The sequence below is a fragment of the Sphingopyxis sp. JAI128 genome (genome assembly GCF_014207235.1).
Classification (GTDB): Bacteria; Pseudomonadota; Alphaproteobacteria; order Sphingomonadales; family Sphingomonadaceae; genus Sphingopyxis.
The window spans coordinates 358055-371940 of sequence record NZ_JACHDA010000002.1 but is presented as its reverse complement, the minus strand read 5'-3'; the positions used below and the strand labels follow the sequence as shown (position 1 = coordinate 371940).

At 65.0% G+C, this 13886-nt stretch carries 15 protein-coding genes and 1 tRNA gene; 12 read left to right on the top strand and 4 right to left on the bottom strand.

The window, feature by feature from the left end; all coding sequences use genetic code 11:
• The first annotated feature begins 8 nt into the window (after window positions 1-8).
• The 9 genes from HDC35_RS05765 to HDC35_RS05725 all read left to right on the top strand — a co-directional run bounded on the left by HDC35_RS05765 (window position 9) and on the right by HDC35_RS05725 (window position 10102).
• The gene (locus HDC35_RS05765; RefSeq protein WP_184645227.1) at window positions 9-2360 is read left to right on the top strand and encodes a response regulator; all 2352 of its coding nucleotides are present in this window, start codon (window positions 9-11) and stop codon (window positions 2358-2360) included.
• Window positions 2350-2703: a response regulator gene (locus HDC35_RS05760; RefSeq protein ID WP_184644582.1), complete on the top strand. Its 354-nt coding sequence runs from the start codon at window positions 2350-2352 to the stop codon at window positions 2701-2703. Before HDC35_RS05765 ends, HDC35_RS05760 begins: the two co-directional genes overlap by 11 nt.
• 134 nt (window positions 2704-2837) lie before the next feature.
• Window positions 2838-3917: a recombinase RecA gene (gene recA / locus HDC35_RS05755; protein ID WP_184644580.1), complete on the top strand. Its 1080-nt coding sequence runs from the start codon at window positions 2838-2840 to the stop codon at window positions 3915-3917.
• A gap of 125 nt (window positions 3918-4042) precedes the next feature.
• Window positions 4043-4882: an agmatinase gene (speB, locus tag HDC35_RS05750; protein ID WP_260397550.1), complete on the top strand. Its 840-nt coding sequence runs from the start codon at window positions 4043-4045 to the stop codon at window positions 4880-4882.
• 14 nt (window positions 4883-4896) lie between these two features.
• On the top strand, window positions 4897-5523 hold the full coding sequence (locus HDC35_RS05745) for a glutathione S-transferase family protein (protein WP_184644578.1): 627 nt from the start codon (window positions 4897-4899) through the stop codon (window positions 5521-5523).
• Complete coding sequence (locus tag HDC35_RS05740; RefSeq protein ID WP_184644576.1) at window positions 5513-6106, top strand: hypothetical protein; 594 nt, start codon at window positions 5513-5515, stop codon at window positions 6104-6106. Before HDC35_RS05745 ends, HDC35_RS05740 begins: the two co-directional genes overlap by 11 nt.
• A 468-nt stretch (window positions 6107-6574) precedes the next feature.
• The gene (locus HDC35_RS05735; protein WP_184644574.1) at window positions 6575-6940 is read left to right on the top strand and encodes a hypothetical protein; all 366 of its coding nucleotides are present in this window, start codon (window positions 6575-6577) and stop codon (window positions 6938-6940) included.
• A gap of 31 nt (window positions 6941-6971) precedes the next feature.
• Window positions 6972-9629, top strand: a complete 2658-nt coding sequence (alaS, locus tag HDC35_RS05730; RefSeq protein WP_184644572.1) for an alanine--tRNA ligase — start codon at window positions 6972-6974, stop codon at window positions 9627-9629.
• On the top strand, window positions 9626-10102 hold the full coding sequence (locus HDC35_RS05725) for an SRPBCC family protein (RefSeq protein ID WP_184644570.1): 477 nt from the start codon (window positions 9626-9628) through the stop codon (window positions 10100-10102). Before alaS ends, HDC35_RS05725 begins: the two co-directional genes overlap by 4 nt.
• A 137-nt stretch (window positions 10103-10239) precedes the next feature.
• Here the strand turns inward: HDC35_RS05725 and HDC35_RS05720 are convergent, their stop codons facing one another.
• Both HDC35_RS05720 and HDC35_RS05715 read right to left on the bottom strand, forming a co-directional pair.
• Window positions 10240-10653, bottom strand: a complete 414-nt coding sequence (locus HDC35_RS05720) for a holin family protein (protein ID WP_184644568.1) — start codon at window positions 10651-10653, stop codon at window positions 10240-10242.
• 62 nt (window positions 10654-10715) lie between these two features.
• Window positions 10716-11285, bottom strand: a complete 570-nt coding sequence (locus tag HDC35_RS05715; protein ID WP_184644566.1) for a glycoside hydrolase family 108 protein — start codon at window positions 11283-11285, stop codon at window positions 10716-10718.
• Between the two features lie 72 nt (window positions 11286-11357).
• On the opposite strand from HDC35_RS05715, the gene HDC35_RS05710 reads away from it, so the two are divergent.
• Window positions 11358-12335 carry an NADPH:quinone oxidoreductase family protein gene (locus tag HDC35_RS05710; protein ID WP_184645223.1) on the top strand — a complete coding sequence of 326 codons (978 nt, stop codon included), beginning with the start codon at window positions 11358-11360 and terminating at the stop codon, window positions 12333-12335.
• A gap of 94 nt (window positions 12336-12429) precedes the next feature.
• A complete protein-coding gene (locus tag HDC35_RS05705) occupies window positions 12430-12741 on the top strand; it encodes an EF-hand domain-containing protein (protein ID WP_184644563.1) in 312 nt (103 codons plus the stop codon).
• 50 nt (window positions 12742-12791) lie between these two features.
• Here HDC35_RS05705 and HDC35_RS05700 read toward each other — a convergent pair whose 3' ends face one another.
• Window positions 12792-13085, bottom strand: coding sequence for a hypothetical protein (locus HDC35_RS05700; RefSeq protein WP_184644561.1), 294 nt, complete (start codon window positions 13083-13085; stop codon window positions 12792-12794).
• Window positions 13086-13195: 110 nt separating this feature from the next.
• Window positions 13196-13272, bottom strand: a tRNA-Pro gene (locus HDC35_RS05695).
• Between the two features lie 257 nt (window positions 13273-13529).
• Between HDC35_RS05695 and yajC the strand changes: the two genes are divergently transcribed.
• On the top strand, window positions 13530-13859 hold the full coding sequence (yajC, locus tag HDC35_RS05690; RefSeq protein WP_058802072.1) for a preprotein translocase subunit YajC: 330 nt from the start codon (window positions 13530-13532) through the stop codon (window positions 13857-13859).
• Window positions 13860-13886: the final 27 nt, after the last annotated feature.

The following is a 13886-nucleotide window of genomic DNA, read 5'->3' as shown; positions in this document are numbered from 1 at the left end:
GGGCCGACATGGCTTTGCTCGGCGGACTCGCGCTGCTTTCGGTCGCGCTCCTGTTCTGGGCGACAGGAAATATCGTCCTTGCCGCAGGATTTTTGGCCGGTCTGGCCGTCGCGGCCGGCGGCGTGCTGCTCGCGCGGCGGCTCTTTCCCGCGACGGTCGCCGGCGAGGCGGCGGCGACGGACTGGACGATGCTGCGCCAGGCGGTCAGCCACGACGATGTCGCGATCGCGATCACCGATCGCGCCGGGCGCATGGTGTGCGCCAATGACCTGTTTGGCACATGGATGGGGGGTTTCGTCACGCCGCCGGGGCTGCCGCTCGAAGGGCGCGGCGGCGATATCCTCAAAAATGCAGGGCGCGACGCCTGGCGCGATGGCGAGGGCCGCGCGGATGATATCGCGGTCGGCCCGCTACAGCTTCGCGCGCAGGTGACCCGCGCCGGACAGGCCGAAGATTATCTTGTTTGGCGCTTCTCGGCGGTCGAACGACTCGATCTCGTGTCCGAAATCGCCCGCCATCTCGATGGACCGGCTGGACGCACGCTGGGCCATGCCGGGGTGATGGCGGCGCTCGTCAGCGCTGAAGGGCGGCTGCGCGTCGCCAACCAAGCCTTCCTGCTTCGTGCGCTGGGCGAAGACGATGCGCGTCATTATGCGGGCCGCGACGTAGCGCCGATGATTCGCCTCGACGACGGCGGGGCGCTCTATTTCGCGCGCGAAGGCGATCGGGCGACGCCGGTGAGGATGATCCAGATTCCGCTCGCGCCCGCCGATGCGAACGCGCCGATGCTGCTCGCGATGCTCGACGAAGAGATGGGGCCGGCGGATCGCGGCACGGCGCAAACCTATGTCGAAACCCTGTTATCGCTTCTCCCCTTCGGCCTCGCGATGGTCGATCGCGACGGGCGATTCCTCTACATGAACCGGGCGTTCGTGCGCGCGGCGAATCTGGGTGAAGGAAAAATGCCGCGCTATCCCGGCGATATCGTCGTCGCCGAGGACAAGGGCGCGCTGGCCGATATGATCCGGCGCCACAGCAGCGGCCAACAGGTGGGCGGCGATATGTCGATCCGTCTCGCGGCGCAAAGCGGCGAGGCGGTATCGATGCGCGTTGTCGGGGTGCGGGGGCTCGGCGAAGCAGCGGTGCTGCTGAGCCTCAAGGATTCGAGCGAGGAGTCGCGCCTCAAGCGGCAGGTCGCGCAAGCCTCGAAAATGCAGGCGGTCGGCCAGCTCGCCGGCGGTGTGGCGCATGATTTCAACAATATCCTGACCGCGGTGCTCGGTGCCTGCGACCTGATGTTGATGCGCCATACACCCGGCGACAGCGACTATGACGATATCCAGCAGATTCGCAGCAACGCCAATCGTGCCGCCAGCCTGACGCGGCAATTGCTCGCCTTTTCGCGGCAACAGACGCTGCGCCCGCAAATTTTGCAGCTGCCCGACGTGATTTCGGAGGTGTCGCACCTCTTGAAGCGCCTGATTGGCGAGACGATCCAGCTATCGGTGCATCATGGCCGCGGGCTCGGCGCGGTGCGCGCCGACCCCGGACAACTCGAACAGGTCATTATCAATCTGGCTGTCAATGCGCGCGATGCAATGCCAGGTGGGGGGACCCTGACGATCGAAACCTATCCGGTATCGTCGGCGGAAGTCCGGCAAATGGGCAATGAATTCATGCCGCCAGCCGATTATTGCGCATTGAAGGTCAGCGACACCGGTACGGGAATACCCGCCGACGTGCTGCCAAAGATCTTCGAACCTTTCTTCACGACAAAGGATGTTGGCAAGGGCACCGGGCTTGGGCTTTCAACCGTCTACGGCATCATCAAGCAGTCGGCGGGTTTCATCTTTGCCGACAGCAAGCCGGGGCAGGGGACGAGCTTTTCGATCTACCTGCCGGTCCATCGTGTCGAGGGCGATGCGCCCGCCGCCGTGCCGCCACCGGTCAAGCCGAAAAAGAGCCAGTGGGGCAGCGGGACGATCTTGCTCGTCGAGGACGAGGATATGGTGCGCGCGGTTGCGGAACGCGCGCTCACCCGGGCGGGTTACAATGTCGTCACCGCCTCGCAGGGCGAGGAAGGGATCGAACGATTCGCCCAGATGGAGAAGGTCGATTTGATTATCAGCGACGTCGTGATGCCGACGATGGACGGGCCGGCGATGGTGCGGGCGATGCGCGCGAAGCGGCCCGACCTGCCCGTCCTGTTCATGTCGGGCTATGCCGAGGAGCAACTCCGCCAGTCGATCAACATCGATCATGTCGCCTTCCTGCCCAAACCCTTTTCGGTCGCACAACTGGCCGAGGCGACATCGGCAGCGCTCGACGACGCAGCGCATCGAGCGTCCGATGCCCGGTGAGCGGCGCATCCTGCTCGTTGAGGACGACGTGCTGATCGGCATGATGCTTGTCGACATGTTCGACGCGCTCGACCTTCCCGAACCTGCGCAGGCGACCAGCAATGAAGAGGCGCTGGCTTTCATCGCCGCCGAACCCTTTGCGGGCGCGCTGGTCGATATCAATCTAGGCGACGAAAAGGGCTGGCCGGTAGCGGATGCTCTTGCGGCCAAGAATATTCCCTTCGCCTTTACCTCAGGCGGCGGAGACGTCATCCCGCCCGAACATTCGCATCGCAAGTTGATTACCAAGCCTTTCAGAATCAGCGATATCGAGGCGGCACTGGAAGAATTCGAGGCTCAATGAAGCATCGGCGTCCCCCCGAAGGGGAGTATGACCGAATAATTTTGTTCCCCTCTTGTTCTGTGAGAACAAATGTGGCACATGGTTCCGGCGTTGCGATGCTTCTACTGTCGCTCTAGAGCTGGAAAGGACGGCAAATGGCCGGACAATTGTCACTCGTCGAATCGGGGAAATCAGTGAACAACACAGACAGGCAGAAGGCGCTCGACGCCGCGCTCGCGCAGATCGATCGCGCGTTCGGCAAGGGCTCGGTGATGAAATTGGGCTCGAAGGAAGCCATGCAGGTCGAAGCGATCTCGACCGGTTCGCTTGGCCTCGACATTGCGCTCGGCGTCGGCGGGCTGCCGCGCGGCCGCGTCATCGAAATCTACGGCCCCGAAAGCTCGGGCAAGACGACGTTGGCGCTGCACACGCTCGCCGAGGCACAGAAAACCGGCGGCACCGTCGCCTTCGTCGATGCCGAACATGCGCTCGATCCTGTCTATGCGCGCAAGCTAGGCGTCAACATCGACGAACTGATCGTGTCGCAACCCGACACCGGCGAACAGGCACTGGAAATCGTCGATACGCTCGTCCGCTCGAATGCGATCGACGTGCTCGTCGTCGATTCGGTCGCCGCGCTGGTCCCGCGCGCCGAAATCGAGGGAGAGATGGGCGACAGCCATGTCGGTCTGCAGGCGCGCCTGATGTCGCAGTCGCTACGCAAGCTCACTGGGTCGATCAGCCGTTCGCGCTGCATGGTCATTTTCATCAACCAGTTGCGCATGAAGATCGGCGTGATGTACGGTAATCCCGAAACCACGACCGGCGGCAATGCGCTCAAATTCTATGCTTCGGTTCGTCTCGACATCCGCCGCACCGGCCAGATCAAGAATGGCGACGAGATCGTCGGCAACACGACGCGCGTGAAAGTGGTCAAGAACAAGGTTGCGCCGCCGTTCAAGCAGGTCGAATTCGACATCATGTACGGGCAGGGCATTTCCAAGATCGGCGAGATTCTCGACATCGGCGTCAAGGCCGGATTGGTCGAGAAATCGGGCGCCTGGTTCAGCTATGATTCGATCCGCATCGGGCAGGGCCGCGAAAATGCGAAGAATTTCCTCACCGAAAACCCCGAACTCCGGGAACGGCTCGAAGCCGCGATCCGCGGTCGCACCGATGCGGTGGCCGAGGAAATGATGGCTGGTCCTGACGACGATGGCGATAAAGACATTTGATAGCCATCCGGCCGGTTCGCTTTGCTCGGACCGGCCGGCCGACGGCGGCGGGCCACCAGCCCCTTTGACCTGCGCTCCCCTCTCCCTAGCAGGTCGGCCCGCCCGCCGTTGATCCTTGCGCGGACATGACCAGCGACTACAAGCGGCCCATGCCCGTGATCCGCCTCTTCGGCCTGCCCACCGATATCAACAGCAGCCACGAACGCGGTGCCGCCGCAGGCCCCGCCGCGATCCGCGCCGCATTGTGGAGCAACCGCGGGAATATGGCGAGCGAGCTTGGTCCCGAAATCGGCGCCGACATCGGCGTAACCGACGACGGCGACCTTCCACTCACCGAGGACACGGCCAACGACGATGCGATGATCCGCCGCCACATCGCCTATGTGCGTGAAGATGGAGAAATTCCGATCGCCCTCGGTGGTGACCACGCCGTCACCTTTCCGCTCGTCGAGGCGGCAGCGACCTGCCACGGGCCGGTGACGATCCTGCATATTGATGCGCACCCTGATCTCTACGATGATTTCGCCGGCAACCCGCGCAGCCACGCGTCGCCCTTCGCCCGCATTTGCGAGGCTGGCCATGCGAAGCGGCTGGTACAGGTCGGCATTCGCACCCTCAATCATCATTGCCGCGAGCAAGCGGCGCGTTTCGGGGTCGAGATTTTGCCGATGGCCGATTTTTCGCCCGACCGCGTCCCGGTTCTGGGCGGCCCGCTCTATATATCGATCGACCTCGACGGCCTGGACCCTTCGGCAGCGCCCGGCGTCGCCCATCCCGAACCGGGCGGACTGACGGTGCGCGAATTGCTTGCCGTGTTGCACAAGCAGACCGCGCCGATCATCGGCGCGGACATCGTCGAACTCAATCCCGCCCGCGACATCGGCGGCGTTACCGCGATCGTCGGAGCCAAACTGGTCCGCGAACTCGCAGCGCTGATCGACCGTAACGGACCTTATCGACCCTGATCCGGAGAAAACCCATGAGCCTGATCGTCCATCATCTGAACAACAGCCGATCGCAGCGTATTCTTTGGCTGCTCGAAGAGATCGGTGCGGCATATGAAATCAAATATTATGACCGCGACCCCGGGACCAATCTCGCGCCGCCGGAACTGATCGCGGTCCACCCACTCGGCAAGTCGCCGGTAATCGAGGACAATGGCAGGGTTATCACCGAATCGGGCGCGATCACCGAATATCTTTGCGAGCGGCACGGCGGCGGCCATCTCGTACCCGAACGCGGCACCGACGACCATATCAGCCACCTCGAATGGCTGCATTTCGCAGAAGGGTCGGCGATGACGCCGATCCTGTTGCGGATATATACCGCAAGGCTTGGCGAAGCCGCAGCTCCGATCGAGCCGCGCATCGCGCAGCAACTGGACGCGCATTTTGCCTATATGGAAAGCCGGCTCGGCAAGAGCGGGCATTTCATTGGCGACGACCTGTCAGCCGCCGACATCATGCTGAGCTTTCCCGCGGAAATCGCAATCATGCAGGGCATGGCGCCGCGCTATCCGAAACTCGCGGCGTTCGTAAACGCCTGTCACGATCGTCCGGCATGGCGGCGCGCCCGCGAAACGGGCGGCGCTTATTATGGCTATTGAGCTTCGAGGTCGCCTGTTGCTCGCGGGTGCCGCCCTGATCGCCGCGGTGCCGGCAGCCTCCGCGGCGCCGCCAACCCTCGCGCCCGAGGTCGAGCGCGAGATTGTCACGGCCGATGGCGTTGCTTTTCAGTCATCGCCATCGGATGAGGAAGGCGCGATCGACCGGTTTTCCCAATATACGCTTGCGCTCGAAAGGCGCGATTATGATGCGGCCTATGCCATGTTGCGCCTGTCGCTTCAGGCATCGAGCCCGCGGCTCGAATGGGAAATGAACCTGCGCAAACGATCGACGCTGTGGGCCGACGGCACGATCCGGGTGTTGCGGCTGAGCTGGTATGTCGATCCGGCGGGGCAGCCGACAGGGCTCTATGCCGCATTCGACTTCCGGGGCGATCGGGCGGACGGGTCGATGGACTGCGGCTATGTTGTCGTCCATCGCGCGACGCCCGCCGACGGGTGGACCGTCGTGCGCACCGACACGTCCGAAGTTCCGCCCGACCTGATCGAGGACGGCGTCCCCAAGGTCGATGTGCTGCGGCAACTGCCATGTTATTTGGGCAAGGGGATAGCGACGGCCTTGTGAACCCAATCGAATTTTGGTTTGTCGGTCGATGCGCCGCTACGCAGGATGCGGGTAGGGGCGCCGGGACCGAATCGCCGCGCAGAGTGGTGGGGCACGGATTATGCCGACGCTTCTCGTGGCTATCTTGCTGGCAGGGACCCTAGCTCAAGACCGAGACCGTGCCCGGGCGCGGCTATGCCGCGACGGTGCCGGTCATCGAACGGATCAAGTGCTCGCGGCAGAGCGATGCGGGCGGCTGAGCGCGCGGTTCGGTCGTTTCTAATTCGACAATCAGATCGACGTCGAACGCGGGGTCACGATCATCAAGGAATTCGGGCAGAATTTTACCTGTTTCGGCCCTACCACCGATCCATATAAGCCGCTGCCGGCGGACTGGAAAGCGAGCGCCGCCGAAACGGCAGCCGTGACCCAATATGTGGCGCGGTTCTGACCAATCTGGACGCCGGCAACGGGCGCGCGCTGGCTGCGATGATGGATCCGCAGCTTGAAGCGACGGCCGACGACATGGACCGGTTCAGCCGCGAGGCGAAAATGCATCAGACGGGTGAAGGCAGCTTTACGGCGCGGCTGGACGACTGGCTCAACAATCCCCCGGATGCGAGCTACCCCGGCGCCTACGCCCATTTCGCAGTCCTCAGCTCGCACCCCGGAAGTGCGGGAACCTGTGGCGGGCTGCTGGTCTATCGCGTCGGCGAGGGCAAATATCGGATCGCGCAATATGACGTCCGTCATATTTCACAGCGGTTGATCGACGAGGAGGCTATGAGCGACGAGGAACTCGAACGGCTTTGCCCGTCGCTAGGACGGAGCAGGGCCCGCGCGTATCGCGCTTGAGAAACGCGTCGTTCCGCACTAGATCGCGCGCATGACATCGACCAACGACATTCGCCGTTCGTTCCTCGACTATTTCGGGGGGGCGGGCCATCATATCGAACCGTCGGCGCCGCTGGTGCCGTATAACGACCCGACGCTGATGTTCGTCAACGCGGGCATGGTGCCGTTCAAGAATGTCTTCACCGGGCTCGAGAAGCGCCCCTACAGCACTGCCGTGTCGGCGCAGAAATGCGTGCGCGCGGGAGGCAAGCATAACGATCTCGACAATGTAGGCTACACCGCGCGGCACCATACATTCTTTGAAATGCTGGGGAATTTTTCCTTCGGCGATTATTTCAAGGAACAGGCGATCCATCATGCGTGGACGCTGATCACCAAGACGTGGGGCCTCGCGCCCGAGAAGCTGACCGCGACCGTCTATCACACCGACGACGAAGCGTTCGACCTGTGGAAGAAGATCGCGGGCCTGCCCGACGAGCGCATCATCCGCATCCCGACGAGCGACAATTTCTGGTCGATGGGCGACACCGGGCCGTGCGGGCCGTGCAGCGAAATATTTTATGATCATGGCGACCATATCTGGGGCGGCCCGCCGGGCTCGCCTGAAGAGGATGGCGACCGTTTCGTCGAGATCTGGAACCTCGTGTTCATGCAATATGAGCAAATGCCGGGCGGCGAGCGCGTCGACCTGCCGCGGCCGAGCATCGACACCGGCATGGGGCTCGAGCGCGTCGCCGCGGTGATGCAGGGCGTCCACGACAATTACGACACCGACACATTCAAGACGCTGATTGCGGCGTCGGTCGACCTGACCGGCGTGCCCGCCAAGGGCGCAACCCAGGCGAGCCACCGCGTGATCGCCGATCACCTTCGCGCTTCGAGCTTCCTCGTCGCCGATGGCGTGCTGCCGTCGAACGAGGGCCGCGGTTATGTGCTGCGCCGGATCATGCGCCGCGCGATGCGCCATGCGCACCTGCTCGGCGCGAAAGATCCGCTGATGCACCGGCTGCTGCCGTCGCTGACCGCGGAGATGGGCGCCGCCTATCCCGAGCTGATCCGCGCGCAACCGCTGATCGCCGAGACGCTCGAGCGCGAGGAGACCAAGTTCCGTCAGACGCTCGACAAGGGGCTGAGGCTGCTCGACGAGGCCACCGTCGGCATGGGCAGGGGCGACACGCTGGCGGGTGAGGTCGCATTCAAGCTCTACGACACGTACGGCTTCCCCTATGACCTGACCGAAGACGCGCTGCGCGCCCAGGATATCGCGGTCGACCGCGCGGGATTCGACGCCGCGATGGCGCAGCAAAAGGCGGCGGCGCGCGCGGCGTGGAAGGGCAGCGGCGAAAAGGCGTCGGACGAAATCTGGTTCGATATTGCCGAGACGAACGGCAGCACCGAATTCACCGGCTATACCTCGACCGCGGGCGAGGCGACCGTGATCGGTCTGGTCAAGGACGGCAAGCCCGTCGACGAGGCGAAGGCAGGCGACGTCGTCGTCGTGCTGACCAACCAGACGCCCTTCTATGGCGAGAGCGGCGGCCAGATGGGCGACGCCGGGACGATCGCGACGCTGGAAGGCGCGAAGGCGTCGGTCAGCGATACGGGCAAGCCGCTCGGCCGCCTGCACACGCATCAGGCGAAGCTCGAAGCCGGGACGCTGAAGGTCGGCGACACGGTGCAGCTCACCGTCGATGCCGAACGCCGCGACCGGATCCGCGCCAATCACAGCGCGACGCATCTGTTGCACGCGGCGCTGCGCAATCGCCTTGGCGGGCATGTGACGCAAAAGGGCAGCCTGGTCGCCGAAGACCGCTTCCGCTTCGACTTTTCGCATCCCAAGGCGCTGACCGCCGACGAGATTGCCGAGATCGAGAGCGATGTGAATGCGCAGATCCGCGGCAACGACGCGGTGTCGACCCGGCTGATGACGCCCGACGACGCCGTCGCGGCGGGGGCGTTGGCGCTGTTCGGCGAGAAATATGGCGACGAAGTGCGCGTGCTCAGCATGGGCGCCGCCGACGACAAATCATATTCGGTCGAGCTTTGCGGTGGGACGCATGTCCGCGCATTGGGCGATATCGCGCTGTTCAAGATCGTGAGCGAGAGCGCGGTTTCCTCGGGCGTGCGGCGCATCGAGGCGCTGACCGGCGAGGCGGCGCGCCAGTGGCTCAATGGCCGCGACGAGGCGCTGAAGGCGGCCGCCGCGGCGCTCAAGACCTCGCCCGACGATGTTCCGGCGCGCGTTGCGGCGCTCGCCGAGCAGCTCAAGAAAGCCGAGCGCGAGCTTGCCGACGCGAAAAAGGCCTTGGCCCTTGGCGGTTCTGGCGGCGGCGCCGGCGGAGCAGCGGCCGGGCCGTCGGTCGAGCAGGTCGGCGATGTCGCGTTCCTGGCGCAGGTCGTCGACGGGCTCGATCCCAAGGAATTGCGCGGCACGGTCGATGGTCTCAAGAAGCAGGTCGGCAGCGGCGTCGCGATGCTCGTCGCGGTCAACGACGGCCGCGCCTCGGTCGCGGTCGGGGTGACCGACGACAAGACGGGCAGCCATAGTGCGGTCGACCTCGTCAAAGCCGCGGTCGCGGCGCTCGGCGGACAGGGCGGCGGCGGGCGTCCCGACATGGCGCAGGGCGGCGGTCCCGACGGCGGCGCGGCGAACGATGCGGTCGCGGCGGTGAAAGCCGCGCTCGCTTGAAACCCACGAAGAAAACGCGGCGCACCGATCATGCCGAGCGGCTGATCGCGGCGCCGCTGGTCGACGTGTTCGCGGCCTTCACCAGCGCCGACAAGCTGGCGCGCTGGTTGCCGCCCGAGGGGGCGACGGGCACGTTCGAGCATGTCGATTTGAGCGCAGGCGGTGGCTTCCTGATGCGGCTGACGTTCGACGACGCCGATGTCGAGACCAAAAGCGATGACGAAAGCGATGTCGTGGAGGTCTATATCCCGACGCTCGATGACGGGCGGCTGATCGTGTGGGAGGTCGAGTTCGAATCCGACGACCCGCGCTTTTCCGGGACGATGGCGATGCACTGGTATCTGTCGCGGCAGGGCGGCGGCACGCTGGTCACGATCGACGCGCATCAAGTGCCGCCGGGGATATCGGCGAAGGATCATGTGGCGGGATTGAATTCGTCGCTCGCGAATTTGGCGGCGGTGGTGGAAGGGTAAAAGCCCCTCCCCTTCAGGGGAGGGGTTGGGGTGGGGCCTGTCGGCCCTGCGCAAGGCCGACAGGCCCCACCCGCCGCGACTAGGCGGCAAGCCGCCAAGTCTCGCTGCCCTCCCCTAAAGGGTAGGGATATTAGCGTTCAGCCCTCGACCCCCTTCGCTTTCCCCCAAGCCCGCGCAGCCGTATACCCCAGGTACCCCGTGCCGAAGAGCGCGTAGAGCGGTTCGGGGATGCCCGCGAGATAGGCGTTCATCCCTTCCGCAATGCCCCTCGCCATTTCGGGGCGCGCGGCGGCGATCAGGCCCATCGGGATCGCCCAGAGCAAGAGCGCATACATGACGTAAAGGAAGCTGGGCCGCGCGCGGCTGGTCCAGGGGTCGGCACTGTTCGCTTCGGCAACGATCGCGGTCATCCGCGTGCGGATAGCTTCCATTTCCTGGCCACCCTCCATTTTAAGGAGTTCGAGTTTGGCGCGATCGCGCGCTTCGGGGTCGGGGATGATCTTGTCGATCAGCTTGGCAATCGGGCCGATCAGGCCTTCGATGATGCTCATTCGGGTGTCTCCTGCGTGGTCAAAGGTCAGTAAAGGTCAGCCCAATGGCGCGCCGCGACGCGTCAGTCATGGCCGATGCGGTTCGCGAGCCAGCCGTAGAGAAATGCCTCCTGGCTGGGGCGGCGTTCGGCGAGCGCGATGTAGCGTTCGCCCTGCAGCGCCTCCATCGCGCGGAGCAGAACGGCTTCGCCGCCCTTGCCGCGCGCCTTCATGAAGCCGTCGAGCGCGGACAAAGTGCGCGGGCCGATCTCGCGGTCTACCGCGATGTCGGGATAGTCGCGCGCGGCGCGATTGAGCGCATTGAGCGCGCGCTGAAGGAAGCCCGTCGCAGTAGCTGTGCCCATGTTGACGCCGGTGTCGAAGAGTTCGGCTGCGATTTTCGGGGCGCGCAGCGCGACACGGTCGAAACCGGGGCGCAGCCAATAGAGGCGGCGGTAGATCGATACCGCCTCGGCGCGGGGCAGGTCGCGCATGTCGCCTGCATAACCCTGCGCACGCGCGACGGCCTCGGTGATCCCCCAGCAGGTGGGGCCGCCGCGATCGGCGGGGTGGTTTACATATCGGCCTTCGCGGTCGATGACGGCGTCGATCAGCGCGTCGGCGTCGCTGGCGAGGGGGTCGGGTCTCGGCATGATTCGCTCCTTTTGGTGTTTTGAACGAATGAAACGAACCATATTGGAATATTGTAGGAAAGGCTTTTCGTGATGCGGGCATTGCAGGTGCGGGCGTTGCTACCCGATCATGGCGGTGCGGGACTGGCCGATCTGCCCGTTCCCGTCCCCGGCCCCGGCGAGGTCCGCGTGCGCGTACGCGCGGCGGCGGTGAATTTCCCCGACCTCCTGATGACCTCCGGCAGCTATCAGTTGAAGCCTGAGCTGCCGTTCGTGTCGGGACTGGAGTTCGCCGGCCAAATCGACGCCGTGGGCGAGGGTGTGGCCGGCTGGACGGTGGGCGACGCGGTCGTCGGCGGCAATCGCATCGGCGCGATGGCCGAATATGCCGTGGTTCCCGCGAGTGCGCTGCGGTCAAAGCCCGACGCGCTGGGCTGGGATGAGGCGGCGGCTTATCCCGTGGCGTACCTCACCGCCTATGTCGCGCTCGTCCGCTGTGCGCGGATCGAGCCCGGCGAGTGGCTGCTCGTCCATGGCGCGGCGGGCGGGGTGGGGCTCGCGACGGTCGACCTGGCGAAAGCGCTGGGCGCGCGCGTGATCGCGGCGGCGAGCAGCGAGGAGAAGCGCGGGGCGGTCGCGCGGCTGTGCGCGCCCGATGCGGTGATCGCGGCCGGACCGGGATTCCGCGAAGAGGTGAAAGCGCTGACCGGGGGCAAGGGCGCCGACGTCATCTTCGACCCGGTCGGCGGCGATGTGTTCGACGAGTCGACGCGCTGTATCGCCTTCGGGGGGCGTTTGCTTGTGGTCGGCTTCACCTCGGGCCGCATTCCCGACGTCACGGTGAATATCCCGCTGATCAAGGGTTTCTCGGTCGTCGGAGTCCGCGCGGGCGAATATGGGCGCCGCTTTCCGGAGCGCGGCGCCGAGAATATCGCGGCGATCGACGCGCTGGCGGCGGCGGGCCGGATCCGGCCGCATGTCCATGCCGCGCTCGACCTTGCCGACTGGCGCGAGGGGTTCGCGATGCTCGAACGGCGCGAGGTGGTGGGGAAGGTCGTGCTGCGGCCGTGACGCCTTTTATATTGGGATAATTTTGCGACATCGCGCCGCCATGTCCGCGTCGGGGTGCCCCGGCGAATGCGCCGAACCATGAAGAGGACAGGACGTGAAGACAGAAATTTTGATTGCCGCCGCGGTCGCGCTTGCGCTGCCGACGCTTGCCGCGGCACAGCCGCCGAAGGACGGCGGACAGATGTTCGCAATGATCGATGCCAATGGCGACGGCCTGCTCGACCGGGATGAAATTAGCAAGATGTTGGAAATGCGGGCCGAGCGGCGCGGCGACGCGAGCCTGAAAAGCCCGGAAAAGATTGACGCTTTCATCAAGCGCGCCGATGCCAATGGCGATGGCGCGGTCGACAAGGCCGAACTGGCGGCGATGCGCAAGGCGCGCCCCGCACCCGACCCGGCGGAGTAACCGGCGACGCGGCCGGGCCGGACGAGCCCGGCCGCAACTTTGCGCCGCGTTCAACCAGAGGCGATTCGAATCGCCTGGGCGAGGATGGGCATCGGCCCGAAACCGAGGAAGACGAGGACCTTCGTCGGCTGGAACCGGACGGCGGAGAAGAAGGCGGGCGATCCGGCCGAGCCGATGCCGAATAGCAGCAGCACCCGCCAGACGATTTGGCGGCGGTGGAGCAGGAAGTGCCAGCTGTTCGAAGCGAACTGGCTGATCCCGCGGAGCGTGCGCGCGGCCGCGGCGGGCAGCAGCCAGGGAGCCAGGGGAGAACGCCCATCAGGACGATGCCGGCGGCCATCCATGGCGAACAGGCCGAAAGAATGAAGGTGAGGAAAGCCGGGGCGACGATCGGCATGCTTGCCGGTATCGATCCTGCGCTTTCGGTGTGGACCGCCCCGCAAGCGGTGGAAATTGGTCGGGACGAGAGGATTCGAACCTCCGACCCCCACACCCCCAGTGTGATGCGCTACCAGGCTGCGCTACGTCCCGACCGGCCCGATTGGGCAGGCGAGGCCCCTAGCGCGCCTTGGCAGCCGATGCAAGCAGCGATGGCGGGGTTGCGACGAAGTTGGACGTTGCGACCTTGATCCGGGTGCGATCCTTCCCATTTCGGCGGCGCTTGCCAAGGGGGAAGGGCGCGCACGACCGGTTGCACGCAAGTCCCCTGCGTGATAGGCGCCGCGCCATATTTGCGTGCCGGTTCCGTGGGGAGCGGGCAATGCTGCAAACAGAAAGTCTTTTCACCCATGTCGATGCAATTGCTTCTGGCCCAGGCTGCCGGATCGGGCGGCGGAACAGCCGGCCTTTTGATGCTGGTGCCCTATCTCCTGATTTTCGCGGTTTTCTGGTTCTTCCTAATTCGCCCCCAGCAGGTGCGCGCGAAGGAACATCGCACCAAGGTCGCGGCGGTGAAGCCGCGCGACCAGGTCGTGACCGGCGGCGGGATCGTCGGCAAGGTGACGCGTGTCGATGACGATTTCGTCGATGTCGAAATTGCGCAGGGCGTGAAGATCAAGGTCGTGAAGTCGACCCTGGCCGACGTTATGCAGCCCGGCGGCAAGCCCGCCAACGACTGACGCGACGGGGTCCGCGTCCCGCGCGGT

Bases quoted from the DNA above. Each gene is read 5' to 3' on its own strand.
- HDC35_RS05765 (WP_184645227.1), top strand. From the start codon at position 9: ATGGCTTTGCTCGGCGGACTCGCGCTGCTTTCGGTCGCGCTCCTGTTC.
- HDC35_RS05760 (WP_184644582.1), top strand. From the start codon at position 2,350: ATGCCCGGTGAGCGGCGCATCCTGCTCGTTGAGGACGACGTGCTGATC.
- recA (WP_184644580.1), top strand. From the start codon at position 2,838: ATGGCCGGACAATTGTCACTCGTCGAATCGGGGAAATCAGTGAACAAC.
- speB (WP_260397550.1), top strand. From the start codon at position 4,043: ATGACCAGCGACTACAAGCGGCCCATGCCCGTGATCCGCCTCTTCGGC.
- HDC35_RS05745 (WP_184644578.1), top strand. From the start codon at position 4,897: ATGAGCCTGATCGTCCATCATCTGAACAACAGCCGATCGCAGCGTATT.
- HDC35_RS05740 (WP_184644576.1), top strand. From the start codon at position 5,513: ATGGCTATTGAGCTTCGAGGTCGCCTGTTGCTCGCGGGTGCCGCCCTG.
- HDC35_RS05735 (WP_184644574.1), top strand. From the start codon at position 6,575: ATGATGGATCCGCAGCTTGAAGCGACGGCCGACGACATGGACCGGTTC.
- alaS (WP_184644572.1), top strand. From the start codon at position 6,972: ATGACATCGACCAACGACATTCGCCGTTCGTTCCTCGACTATTTCGGG.
- HDC35_RS05720 (WP_184644568.1), bottom strand. From the start codon at position 10,653: ATGAGCATCATCGAAGGCCTGATCGGCCCGATTGCCAAGCTGATCGAC.
- HDC35_RS05715 (WP_184644566.1), bottom strand. From the start codon at position 11,285: ATGCCGAGACCCGACCCCCTCGCCAGCGACGCCGACGCGCTGATCGAC.
- HDC35_RS05710 (WP_184645223.1), top strand. From the start codon at position 11,358: ATGCGGGCATTGCAGGTGCGGGCGTTGCTACCCGATCATGGCGGTGCG.
- HDC35_RS05700 (WP_184644561.1), bottom strand. From the start codon at position 13,085: ATGGATGGCCGCCGGCATCGTCCTGATGGGCGTTCTCCCCTGGCTCCC.
- yajC (WP_058802072.1), top strand. From the start codon at position 13,530: ATGTCGATGCAATTGCTTCTGGCCCAGGCTGCCGGATCGGGCGGCGGA.